We start from the raw sequence: 4,286 nt of genomic DNA, 5'->3' as shown, positions 1-4,286 counted from the left end.
GAACCCTTCTGCAACCGCAGCATCTTGCCTTCGTTGTAGCGGTAGCTGTTGCCGAAGGTGTAGCGGGTCCAGCTGCCGTCCGGCGCGGTCACCGTGGTCACCTTGGTGCCGGCGCAGCTGTCGTCGGTGCATACCGGTGCTTCGCAGCCGTTCTGGTCCTGGCAGATCGGATACCCGCCGCCACTGGGCGGATTGAACCAGGAGATGCTGCTTCCGTACTCGTAGGACCAGGCCATGGTCGTCAGACCTGGGCCGCTGACCTGCTTGGCGGTCAGCGAATAGGCATCCCAGTTGATCGGATAGAAGGCGACATCGTCATTCGGGCTGTTGATCGGGAGGGTGAAGTTCTCGCACTGCGCCGGCACATTGGAGCGGCCGTGCCGGTGCGGTGTCACCGTGAACTCGCCACGCGCGCCCGAAGGATGCTCGATGGCGCCAAGGACGGACGACTTGTAGAGAATATCGCCAGGATTGAAGCAGCTCCTGTAGATGTCCTCGGCCTGCTGGCTGGCGTTGTACCCGAAGCCGGCCGCAGTGAAATCGGCGAAATCGATCGACCAGCGGCTGCCGTCGGGCAGTACGACACCGGTCAGGGTGCGCTTCCCGGTCCCCACTGAGGCGTACTCGTACTGCCAGCTGCGGGTGCCGTCGCCCACGGTGCTGACATGGCCGTCGCCGTTGTAGCCCAGGGTGATCGTGCGACCGTCGCTGGAGCTGATCGTGGTCAGCCGGCCGCGCGCATTGTAGGCATTGGTGTAGGTGTAGGTGACCGAGTTGCCGAAGCGGTCCTCGACCCGGGTCGCGTACAGCACGTTCCGGCGCCGCGGCAGCCCTCCTTCAAGCTGCGCCTCATGGTACTGGGCCATCCAGTCGAACCAGTAGCGGGTGCCGTCGGCGGTCATCGCCAGGAAGCCCTCGCCGCTGCCGTTCTTGATCGTTGTCAGGCAGCTGAACCAGGTCTGGCCATCGGTGGTCCAGCGCCAGGGGCCGCCGGTCGCCGGCCCCGGCGTGGCGGCACTGGCCAGCAGCATCTCGCCACCGCCGGGCAGACTGGCCTGGTTGCCCTGCCAATAGTCCTTGGCATAGAAGTACTTGCCGCTGACCTGCACCGTCGGCGGCTGCGCCGAGCCGCTGCAGCGCGCATCGTGCCAGGCGGTCGCGAACACGCCGCTGACCTTCGGCACGTCCAGGTCCCAGTCGGCGAACGGCAGGTCGTAGCCGTCGACATCGATCCGGCTGGGGACATGGTTTTCGACGCTGTAGCGGCGCCCCACCGCGACCGCCAGGCCGTTGTTGCCGGGCAGGCCGACATCGGTGGCCGAGAACGACAGGCTGCCGGTGTAGAGATCGACGTTGTCGCCGAACAGGTCAGGGCCCAGCGAGGTGATCGCCGAACTCTTGTCGATCAGCTTGTCGTACTCCTCCCAGGGCGCCTTGGCTTGATCCTGCGCAGAAACCCCTCCAACGACCGCCAACAGCATGGCGGCCAACGTCCACTGCCCGATCTTCATTCAGCTTTTCCTTCCGTTGCAGCCGCGACCGGCCGCACTCCCTAGAATCCCGACCCGCTCCAGTTCAAGCGGAAAATGTGATGCACGTCATATCACCCTGCCCGCCAGTCATACAAGCCGTGATTTCCCCCCACATCGCGAAAATCGAAGCGACACAGTCGGAAAAAACGCAGGTGAATCACGGACACGAGGCGCCCAGAGGACGCGAATGCGACAGGTCAACGATGCCGCACACGTCTCTCAGGGGTTGAGATCAGAGGGCGCCACTGTCCTTTTCGCGTCGCCGCGACGGAGGCGGACAGCCACCGCTGGTATCGCGTCCACCACCATCGCTGCCGCTCCCCAAAACAAGAACGGCGGAGCTTTCGCCCCGCCGTTCGCGGCCGCCCGGAGGCGGGTGATCGGGGCCGTGCAGGCCCCGTTGCCGGTCGCGTCTACTCGGCCAGTTGCTCCCACAGGAAGGTGTAGGCCAGCGCCGACATGTGCGCGGCCTGGGCATTGTTGGCCGCGCCGCCGTGGCCACCCTCGATGTTTTCGTAGTAGCGCACGTCCTTGTCGGCGTCGCGCATCTGCGCCGCCATCTTGCGGGCATGGCCCGGGTGCACGCGGTCGTCGCGGGTCGAGGTCATGAAGATCGTCGGCGGATACTCGCGACCCGGGTCGAACAGGTGGTACGGCGAGAAGGTCTGGATGAAGGCCCACTCCTCGGGCTTGTCCGGGTCGCCGTATTCGGCCATCCACGAGGCGCCGGCCAGCAGCTTGTGGTAGCGCTGCATGTCCAGCAGCGGCACCTGCACCACGATCGCGCCGAACAACTCCGGATATTGGGTCAGCATGTTGCCGGTCAGCAGGCCGCCGTTGCTGCCGCCCTGGGCGCCGAGGTGCGCGGGCGAGGTGATCTTGCGCGCGACCAGGTCCTTGGCGACCGCGGCGAAGTCCTCGTAGGCCTTGTGGCGGTTGGCCTTGAGCGCGGCCTGGTGCCAGCGCGGACCGTACTCGCCGCCGCCGCGGATGTTGGCGACCGCGTACACGCCGCCCTTCTCCAGCCAGCCCTTGCCGACCGCGGCCGAATAGCCCGGGGTCAGCGAGATCTCGAAGCCGCCGTAGCCGTACAGCAGGGTCGGCGCCTTGCCGTCGTAGGCCAGGCCTTCCGGACGGACCAGGAAGTACGGCACCCGGGTGCCGTCCTCGCTGGTCGCGAAGTGCTGCTCGATCACCTTGCCGGAGGCGTCGAAGAACGCCGGCATCGACTTCAGCGCCTCCGGCTGCTCGCCGATGTCGGCCATGTACAGGGTGGTCGGGGTCAGATAGTCGGCGACCGTCATCCACACCGCGTCGCTGTCGTCCGGATCGACCGCGCCGACGCTGATCGTGCCGAAGTCCGGCGCACCGGTGAACTCGCTGCGCTGCCACTCGCCCTCGCCCGGGGTCAGCACGCTGAGCCGGCTCTTGACGTCGTCGAGCACGTTCAGGACCAGGTGATCGCGGGTCCAGGCATAGCTGGCCAGCGAGGTGCTCTCGCTGGGGGTGAACAGCGCGGTGAACTCGCGCTTGCCGGCCATGAAGTCGTCGAAGTTGGCGGCGATCAGGCTGCCGGCCGGGTATTCGTGGCCGCCGGCGCTGTAGGGCTCGCGCAGCTCCAGCAGCAGCCATTCCTTGTGCACGTTCTTGTTGACCGAGTTCGGCACGTCGATCTTGCTCAGCGCACCGTCATCGCCGCGCAGGTACAGCTCGTCGTTGTAGAAGGCCAGGGTGCGGCTGACGAAGTCGCGCTCGAAGCCCGGGGTGTCGTCGTGGATGGCGGCGATGTACATGTCGTCGGCGCGGCCTTCATAGACCACCTCGGCCTCGGACATCTCGGTGCCGCGCTTCCAGCGCTTGACGATGCGCGGGTAACCGGACTCGGTCATGCTGCCGTCGCCGAAGTCGGTGTAGACGTAGACGGTGTCGCGGTCGATCCAGTCCAGCCCGCCCTTGGCCTCGGGACGGAAGAAGCCGTCCTCGACGAAGGCCTTGCGGGTCATGTCGAATTCGCGGGTGACGTCGGCATCGGCGCCGCCGCGCGACAGCGCGATCAGGCAGCGCTGGTAGTCCGGACGCAGGCACTGCGCGCCGTGCCAGACCCAGTTTTCGCCCTCGGCCTCGTTGAGCGCGTCCAGGTCGAGCACGGTCTCCCACTGCGGCTTGTCCTTGCGGTACTCGGCCAGGCTGGTGCGCCGCCACAGGCCGCGTTCGTGCTGCTTGTCCTTCCAGAAGTTGTAGTAGTGGTCGCCGATCTTCTGCACGCCGGGAATCTTGGCGTCGGAATCGAGAATGGTGCGGACATCCGACTCCAGCGACTTGAAACCGGGCGTGGCGGCCAGCTCGGCCTCGGTCCTAGCGTTCTCGCTGCGGACCCAGTCCAGCGGCTTGTCGCCGGTCACGTCCTCGAGCCACTGGTAACGGTCGTTCAATGCAGCCTCCTCGGCATGGGCAACGCCCGCGGTCGCGGCAAGACTGGTCGCAACGAGACTGACGGTGGCTAGGCTGGCGGCGGCGAAACTGGTGGAAACCAGAACGGCCTGGCAGGCCCGGCTCAGGGTCGACAGCGTGCGCCGGGGCATGGACAGCTGGGGCATGGGCGTTCCCGTTGGATGATGTGGATACAAACCCGGAACGCTATCACAGGCCCGCACCCGACCCGCCCTGCCCCAAGTCACGCCGGTGGAGCCAGAGTCGGCACAGCCCGGGGCGGCCCATGCTCGTACTCAGGCCGCCGTGCGTAGACCGCCGACC

At 66.7% G+C, this 4,286-nt stretch carries 2 protein-coding genes; both read right to left on the bottom strand.

Translation table 11 applies throughout. The features are described from left to right. A partial coding sequence (locus FKV24_RS17385; protein WP_141483277.1) for an RHS repeat domain-containing protein occupies positions 1-1,511 on the bottom strand: 1,511 nt, incomplete at its 3' end. A 434-nt stretch (positions 1,512-1,945) separates the two neighbouring features. Further along, positions 1,946-4,129, bottom strand: a complete 2,184-nt coding sequence (locus FKV24_RS17380) for a prolyl oligopeptidase family serine peptidase (RefSeq protein WP_249041078.1) — start codon at positions 4,127-4,129, stop codon at positions 1,946-1,948. Positions 4,130-4,286: the final 157 nt, after the last annotated feature.

The organism is Marilutibacter maris (genome assembly GCF_006546735.2).
GTDB lineage: Bacteria > Pseudomonadota > Gammaproteobacteria > Xanthomonadales > Xanthomonadaceae > Marilutibacter > Marilutibacter maris.
Note: the sequence above shows the minus strand (reverse complement) of the source record. Positions and strands in the feature narration are given on the sequence as shown.

Excerpts from the sequence above, each read along its gene's own strand:
- FKV24_RS17380 (WP_249041078.1), bottom strand. The coding sequence starts at position 4,129 with ATGCCCCAGCTGTCCATGCCCCGGCGCACGCTGTCGACCCTGAGCCGG.